Below are 7,074 nucleotides of genomic sequence, written 5' to 3'. Positions count from 1 at the left end.
GATCTTTTTCCCGAGTGGCTCCGCCACAGGCGAAAAAGCTGTCCTCGCGAGAATCCCGCTGAGAACCCGCGGGTGGTCCCGTTGCGTGCTGGGTCTCCGCTCAGCGGCTTCGCCGCTGACAGGAAGGACGATGGGGCGTCGGGGGAGGTCGCGGGCGGGTTGTTCGTCCTGGTTTCTTGCGGGTGGTACTAGTGCCACCCGAACGGGTGAGGGCCTTGTTAAGGTCCTCAGCGGTCGGCGCCGGTGGACGGAGCCAACGGTTCCGGGAGGGCGGCATGGTCTCGGCGCGGCGGATCTGGCGAGCGGTGCTGGCCGGAACGGCGGTGCTGGCCGTGACCGCCGGCTGCGCCGTCTCCGCCGGTTCCGGCAGCGGCACGCTGATCGGAGCGGCCGCCGCCGACCTCGGCGCGGCGCGGGTCGTCACCGGTCAGGTGTACGCGACGCGCGCGTCCGGGCCGCTCGCGCTGGACCTGTTCCTGCCCGCAGGTGCCGGACCGCACCCGTTGGTGGTGTACGCGCACGGCGGCGGCTGGGACGCGGGTGACCGTGGCCTCGACGGGCACCGCGCCGTCGGCGGCGCCGCCGAATCGCTCGCGGCCGAGCGCATGATCAGCCGCGGTTTCGCGGTGGCCACGGTGGACTACCGGCTCAGCGATCTCGCCCCCGCCCCGGCGCAGGTCGAGGACGTCGCGGATGCGGTCCGCTGGTTGCAGTCGCGTGCAGGCACGTGGAGCTTGGACGCCGACCGCGTGGTCCTGTGGGGCGCCTCGGCCGGCGGGCTGCTCGTCTCGCAGCTCGGCGCGATCACCGACGACCCCGGCGAACCCGGGGGCGGGCTCACCGGCATCCGCGCGGTGATCGACTGGTTCGGGCCGACGGACCTGAGCGCCGAAGCGGAGCTGGCGACCCCGCAGCTGTCCGACTACTCGCGCCGGACGGTGCGCAAGTACCTCGGCTGCATGCCGAGCGAATGCCCGCAGCACGCGGCCGCCGCCAGCCCGATCCGCAACCTCTCCGGCGCCGAGCCGCCGTACCTCATCCAGCACGGCACCAAGGATTCGCTGGTGCCGATCGCGCAGAGCCTCAACTTCGCGGCCGAGCTGCGCGAACTCGGCGTGGACGTGTCGCTGCACCCCTACGACGACTTCGACCACGGCTTCACCCCCGGCCCGAGCGTGCCGATGATCGTGGACGCGATCGACGAGTTCCTCGCCGCTCACGTCTGACCCGAGGTCAGTTCTCGGCCGGGTCGCTGCCCACCAGCCCCTCCTCCTCCCGGCGCACCGTGCCGATCGAGGCGGCACCGCCCGCGCCCTCCGCGAGCGGCTGCACCGCGCCGCGGAACGACTCCAGCGCGTCCAGCTCGCGGCGGCGGGCGGAGACGAAGCGCTGCAGGTGGGTGCTGGACAGGTTCACCGCCTCCACCGCGCCGGACGCGGCCCGCTGCGCGCGCACCGCCTGCGAGCGCACCTGCTCGATGTCCTCCGCGATGGTGCGCTCGGTCGCCGCGAACAGCGCGGCCGAGGCCAGCACCGCGAAACCCGTGGGGCCGCACAGGAAGACCCGCTTGTCCAGCAGCCAGGACAGCAGGCTCGGATCGGTGTCCAGCGCGGTGACCACGGCCGCGTCCGAGGGCACGAACATGATCGTCCCGTAGATCGCGTCCGCCCAGCGCTGGTAGCCCTTGCCGGACAGCTCGGTCGCCCGCGAGCGGATGTTGCGCACGTGCACCCGCAGCGCATCGCCGCGCTCCTGTGGGTCGTCGGTCTCCATCGCCTCCGCCCACACCGCGAGGCTCGCCTTCGCGTCCACCGGCACCTGCCTGCCGCCGCCGACGGCGAGCACCAGGTCCGGCCGCGCCGCGCCGCCACCGGCCAGGTCGGTCTGCACGCTGAAGTGGACGCCTTCCCGCAGCCCCAACGACTTCGCCGTCTCGACGAGGACCTGCTCGCCGAGCTCGCCGCGCCCGGTGATGGACGCGAACGCCACCTCGTACCGGCGCAGCGCGGCCTGCTGCTCCACGGTGCGGGCGCGTTCGGACTCCACCATGCGCAACGCCTCGTCGGCGCGGTGCGCGGAGTCGGTGTAGAGCCGCCAGATCAGCACCAGCGCGGCCGCGAACAGCAGCACCAGCACGATCACGACGGCGATCAGCACGCCCATGGCGATCTCCTCTCGGCCGGGAACGGTCCTGATCATTCCGCATCCGGCCGGTGATCCGGTCCCGATCGGGGCGAGGGCCACCGGATCGGCCCGATCGGCCGCGTTCTCCCTGGCAGGAGCGCACGTCAGACTCGCCGTCCGCGTGTCGGCGCAGCGGCTCACCGGACCGCCGCCGGGCCCGCCGCGAGTCCGCCGCGGTGTCGATCACCTGCGAAGACGATGTCGCGGCAGCGTCTCAACGGCCCCCGACGCAGCGTGATCGAGGCCGGAGCCGTTCGGTAACTTGACCGCCATGCGGGTGCTGCACACCTCCGACTGGCACGTGGGGCGGACGTTTCACGGCCGAGACCTGCTCGCCGAGCAGGAAGCGGTCCTCACCGGACTGGCCGACCTGGTCACCGCCGAAGACGTCGACGTGGTCGTCGTCTCCGGCGACCTCTACGACCGCGCCGTGCCCTCCGGCGAGGCCGTGGAGACCTGCGTGCGCGTGTTCGGCGCGCTCCGCGCGGCCGGGGCGCGGCTCGTCGTCACCCCCGGCAACCACGACTCCGCCGCCCGCGTCGGCGCCTTCGGCGAGTTCGCCGCCGCGGGTGGGCTGCACCTGCGCACCCGCATCTCCCGGCTGCACGAACCCGTGCTGCTCGACGACGAGCACGGGCCCGTCGCGTTCTACGGGATCCCCTACCTGGAACCGGATCCGGCCCGCCAGGTCCTCGACTCGCTGCCCGACGTGCCCGGCGCGGCCCCGGTCCAGGGCCGTGGGCACGAACCGGTGCTCGCCGAGGCGATGAACCGCGTCCGGGCCGACCTCGCGGGCCGGCCCGCCGGAACACGGTCCGTGGTGCTCGCGCACGCCTTCGTCGTCGGCGGCGACGCCAGCGAATCCGAACGGCCCATCGCCGTCGGCGGTGTCGACACCGTGCCCGGTTCGGTCTTCGACGGCGTGGACTACGTGGCGCTCGGGCACCTGCACGGGCCGCAGACCCTCGCCGAGCACCTGCGCTACTCCGGGAGCCCGCTCGCCTACTCGTTCTCCGAGGCGCGGCAGCGGAAATCCGCCTGGCTCGTCGACCTCGACGCCGACGGGCTCCACGAGGTGCGCCGCCACGAACTGCCCGTGCCGCGCGCGCTCGCGACCGTCCGCGGCCGGCTCGACGCGCTGCTCGCCGAACCCGAGTACGCCGAGTTCGAGGAGTGCTTCCTGTCCGCCACGCTCACCGACGACGTGCGGCCGGTCGACGCGATGCGCGCCCTGCAGGAGCGGTTCCCGCACGCGGTCCACCTCGAATGGCAGCCGGAGAACGGCCGCGCCACCGCGGAACTGCGCTACTCCGAGGCCGTGCGCGGGCGGGACGACACCACCATCGCCGAAGGGTTCGTCGCCGACTGCCGCGGATCCGAACCCACCGGTGGCGAACGCGCGCTGCTCGCCGAAGCGCTGCACGCCGTGCAGGTCGCGGAGGTGCGGGAATGAGGCTGCACCAGCTCGCGATCACCGCGTTCGGGCCCTACCGGGACCGGGTCGACGTCGACTTCGACGCGCTCGGCACCGACGGCCTCTTCCTGCTGCACGGCGACACCGGCGCGGGCAAGACCAGCCTGCTCGACGCGATCTGCTTCGCCCTCTACGGCGCGGTGCCCGGCGCGCGCGAACAGGTCAAGCAGCTGCGCTGCGACACCGCCGCCGACGACGTGGCCACCTCGGTCGAGCTGGAGCTGACCGTGCAGGGTCACCGGCTGCGCGTCGTGCGCAGCCCCAAGTACGACCAGCGCAAGAAGCGCGGCGAAGGCACCACCACCCGCAACGCCAAGGCCTCGCTGATCTGGATCGGCGACGCGCCCGGCGACGCTGCCTCCGAAGGTTCCAGCCGCATCGACGAGGTCAACCGCAGCGTGCAGCGGTTGCTCGGGATGAGCGTCGACCAGTTCACGAAGGTCGTGCTGCTGCCGCAGGGCGAGTTCGCGAACTTCCTGCGCGCCGAGACCACCGAACGCGAGAAGCTGCTGGAGAAGCTGTTCGGCACCCAGCGGTTCGCCGACGTCGAGCGGTGGTTCGTCGAGCACCGCCGGGAACGCGGCCGCGACGTCGAAGCACACCAGCAGCAGGTGCGGGAACTGCTCGCCCGCGCCGCCCAGGTCGTCGGGCAGGACCCGGAGAACGGCGCCGACGAGCGGCACTGGCTGGAGAGCTGGGAGAAGCACCTCGCCGCCGAGCTCGACGAGACTCGGCGGCAGCACGTCGAACTCGCCGCCCGCCGCGACGCCGCGGAACAGGAGCTCACCGCCCGCCGCGAGCTCGCCGACAAGGTCCGCCGGGTGCGCGGCGCCCACGCCGAACTCGCCGAACTCGATGCGCAACAGACCGAACACCGGCGGTGGCGCACCGAACTCGACTCCGCCCAGCGGGTGCTGCCGGTGCTCACCGCGCGCCGTGCCGTCACCGAAGCCGAGACCGAACTCGACCGGGCCGCCCGGGAAGCCGCGCACGCCGAAACGGGCTGCCCCGACCCGGACGCCCCGCTCGACGAGCTGCGCAGGCGTTCCGGCGAACACCGCGAACGCGCGGGCGCGCTCGCCGAACTGCTCCCCGAAGCCCGCAAGCAGGACACCGACCGCGCCCGGCTCGCCGAGCTCGACCGCGGGATCGACGCCGACGAACGCGCCACCGCCGAGCTCGACGAGCAGCAGGCCGCGCTGCCCGACCGCATCAGCACCGCCCGCACCCGGCTCGACGAGGCCAAGGAAGCGGCCACCCGCCGCGACCAGGTCGAGGCGAAGGTCGAAGAACTCGCCGACCTGCTCGGCACCGCCCGCGCCGTGCCCGCCGCGCAGCAGGCCCACGAACAGGCCGCCGAAGCCGCCCGCCGCGCCGTGGACGAGCACCAGCGCGCCCGCGAGACCGTGCTGGACCTGCGCGACCGCAGGCTCGCCGGGATGGCCGCCGAACTCGCCGCCGGACTCACCGCGGGGGAGCCGTGCCCGGTGTGCGGGTCCGCCGACCACCCCGAACCGCGCTCGGCCGTGGACGACTCGGTCGGCGCCGAGGACGAGGAACGTGCCCAGCAGGCCGAACAACGCGCCCAAGCCCGCCGCGACAGCACCGCCGCCGCGGAGACCGACGCGCGCAGGCACCTCGAACTGCTGCGGCACCGCCTTGGCGACCGCGGCACCGACGACCTCGCCGCCGAGACCACCTCCGCCACCGAACGCCGCGACGCGGTGCGCGCGCTCGCCGACCAGACCCCGGCGCGCAGCCGGGAACTCGCCGAACTGGAATCCGCCGCGCAACGGCTCACCGAGCAGCGCGGCGAGCTGGACCGGCGCATCGCCGCCGCGCGCACCGAACGCACCGGCCTGGCTGAGGCGATCGAGGCCCGTGCCGCCCGGCTGGACGCCGCTCGCGGCGAGCACCCCGACATCGACGCGCACCGCGCGCACCTGCTCGACCAGGTCGAACGGCTCGACCGCCTCGTCGCCGCCCGCACCGCCCGCGACGACGCGGACGCCCGGCTCGCCAAGCAGCGCGAAGCCCTGCGGGCCGCGGCGGTCGACGCGGGCTTCGCCGACGTCGACGAGGCGCTGCGCGCCGAACGGGACGAGAGCCGGCGCACCGAGCTCGCCGACGCCCTCACCCGCGCCGAGCAGCGACGCGCCACCGCGCAGGCCGCGCTCGGCGGCGAAGAGCTCTTCGGCATCGACGCCGACACCGAGGTCGGGCTCGACGCCGCCGCCGAAGCCGCCACCACCGCCCGCGAAGCCGCCGAACGCGCCGCTATCACCGCGCAACGCGTCGAACAGCGCGAACAGGACGTGCGGCGGCTCGCGACCCGGCTGCGCGCGGCCTGGGACGAGCTCGGCCCGGCGCTCGCCGAACACGCCGAACTCGAAGCACTCGCCGACGTCGTCAACGGGCGTGGGCAGAACGCGCGGAAGATGTCCCTGCGCTCCTACGTGCTCGCCGCCCGGCTGGAGGAGGTCGCGGTCACCGCGACCCGGCGGTTGCGGCGGATGAGCGACGGCCGCTACTCGTTCGTGCACTCCGACGCCGCGGGCGCGCGGGGCACCCGGGGCGGGCTCGGGCTCGACGTGCTCGACGACTACTCCGGGCAGACCCGCTCGGCGAAGACGCTCTCCGGTGGCGAATCGTTCATGGCCTCGCTGTCGCTGGCGCTCGGCCTCGCCGACGTGGTGGCCGCCGAGACCGGTGGGGCGCTGCTGGACACGCTGTTCATCGACGAGGGCTTCGGCACGCTCGACGCGAACACCCTCGATCTCGTGATGGACACGCTCGACGAGCTGCGCGCCGGTGGCCGGGTGATCGGGCTCGTCTCGCACGTGGACGAGATGCGCCAGCGGATCGGGGTGCGGCTGCGGATCCGGAAGTCGCGGGACCACGGCTCCACCATCGAACTCGACACCTGACCCCCGCCCGGACTCGCAGCGGGGACGGGCAGCGACCGGATGACAGCTGGGGGATTGCTCCCTAATGTCGGAGTCATGGCTCACTCCACGATCATGCGTTCCCGCGTCGGCAAGCTCGTCGGCGGCGCGGCGGGCGCGCTCCTCGCGCTCACCGTCACCGCGGGTTGCAACGACCCGGCCCCGCCATCGCAGCAGCAGCAGGAACAGCAGGACGGCGACCAGCAGGACGGCGACCGCCCGGACCAGCAGGACGACCAGCGCGACGGCGACCAGCAGGATCACCGGCACGACGACCACGAGGACGACCAGGGCGACGGCGAGCAGGACGACGACTGACGTCGTCACCCGGATCGGGGGCCCCCCCCCCCGCCCCCCCCCCCGGGGCGGGGGGGGCCGCGTTTGGCGGGGGGCGGGTTTTGCCCGGATTTACCCCCATAGGCCCACACCCCGGGGGTGACCCCCCCCCGGGCCCCCCGGGCGGGGCCCGGG

At 74.0% G+C, this 7,074-nt stretch carries 5 protein-coding genes; 4 read left to right on the top strand and 1 reads right to left on the bottom strand.

Annotated features, from left to right (window positions below; translation table 11 throughout):
- Positions 1–275 precede the first annotated feature (275 nt).
- The gene (locus LCD31_RS04100; protein ID WP_224956088.1) at positions 276–1,226 is read left to right on the top strand and encodes an alpha/beta hydrolase; all 951 of its coding nucleotides are present in this window, start codon (positions 276–278) and stop codon (positions 1,224–1,226) included.
- Positions 1,227–1,233: 7 nt separating this feature from the next.
- Here the strand turns inward: LCD31_RS04100 and LCD31_RS04095 are convergent, their stop codons facing one another.
- Positions 1,234–2,163: a DNA recombination protein RmuC gene (locus tag LCD31_RS04095; RefSeq protein ID WP_224956087.1), complete on the bottom strand. Its 930-nt coding sequence runs from the start codon at positions 2,161–2,163 to the stop codon at positions 1,234–1,236.
- A 292-nt stretch (positions 2,164–2,455) separates the two neighbouring features.
- Here LCD31_RS04095 and LCD31_RS04090 point away from each other — a divergent pair, with 292 nt between their 5' ends.
- The 3 genes from LCD31_RS04090 to LCD31_RS04080 all read left to right on the top strand — a co-directional run bounded on the left by LCD31_RS04090 (position 2,456) and on the right by LCD31_RS04080 (position 6,921).
- Positions 2,456–3,637 carry an exonuclease SbcCD subunit D gene (locus tag LCD31_RS04090; protein ID WP_224956086.1) on the top strand — a complete coding sequence of 394 codons (1,182 nt, stop codon included), beginning with the start codon at positions 2,456–2,458 and terminating at the stop codon, positions 3,635–3,637.
- A complete protein-coding gene (locus LCD31_RS04085; protein WP_224956085.1) occupies positions 3,634–6,585 on the top strand; it encodes an AAA family ATPase in 2,952 nt (983 codons plus the stop codon). The genes LCD31_RS04090 and LCD31_RS04085 overlap by 4 nt, the downstream gene beginning before the upstream one ends.
- Before the next feature lie 75 nt (positions 6,586–6,660).
- On the top strand, positions 6,661–6,921 hold the full coding sequence (locus LCD31_RS04080; RefSeq protein ID WP_224956084.1) for a hypothetical protein: 261 nt from the start codon (positions 6,661–6,663) through the stop codon (positions 6,919–6,921).
- Positions 6,922–7,074 lie beyond the last annotated feature (153 nt).

The sequence above is a fragment of the Saccharopolyspora sp. 6M genome (assembly GCF_020176775.1).
GTDB classification, from domain to species: domain Bacteria; phylum Actinomycetota; class Actinomycetes; order Mycobacteriales; family Pseudonocardiaceae; genus Saccharopolyspora_C; species Saccharopolyspora_C gregorii.
The sequence above is the reverse complement of the archived record's forward strand: the minus strand, read 5'-3'. Positions and strand labels throughout refer to the sequence as shown.